This is a genomic window from Parachitinimonas caeni, assembly GCF_030129945.1.
Taxonomy (GTDB): domain Bacteria; phylum Pseudomonadota; class Gammaproteobacteria; order Burkholderiales; family Chitinimonadaceae; genus Parachitinimonas; species Parachitinimonas caeni.
Map to the genome: position 1 here is coordinate 1 of NZ_JARRAF010000176.1, position 487 is coordinate 487.

Consider the following 487-nt stretch of genomic DNA (forward strand, 5'->3'; position numbering starts at 1 on the left):
ACCTGGGGTAGCGACGATTTCGGTCAGCTCGGCCTTGGGCGCCACCATCCCGATCCAGCCCCTGTCCGTCTACCTGGTCTGGATGAGTATCGCTTTGAGACCAAACCACAAGGTCCACTCAAAAACCTCAGTCTGGCAGTGAACGTCGTGCCCAGCCAGGCCGACAGGGGCGTGCCGCTTAACCTCTATCTGGCTGTCATTTTACCGGATGGTAAATGGCTGATCAGTGATAACGGGCAATATCGGTTGCTATCGAGCCAGGACATACCAAGTCATCAGACCTTCAGCACAGATCGTGAGTACTTGCTGCCCGTCTTGTCACCTGCTCTGGATGTGTCTGGGCTGGGTGGGACCCAGGTGATCGTTGGCTACGGCCGTACCGCTGACGAAATGCTGTCACGCCAGCAATATCAAACGGTTTATACCGTGCAATGACATAGCGAGCGGACTGCCCGCGATATCAGGGGCCCAAGGGGTGGCTGCAGGA

1 protein-coding gene is annotated in these 487 nt (G+C 56.9%); it reads left to right on the forward strand.

Annotated features, from left to right (window positions below; genetic code table 11):
- Window positions 1-435 (forward strand): RCC1-like domain-containing protein (locus PZA18_RS24185; protein WP_284103448.1); only part of this gene is annotated, 435 nt, incomplete at its 5' end.
- Between the last annotated feature and the right edge of the window lie 52 nt (window positions 436-487).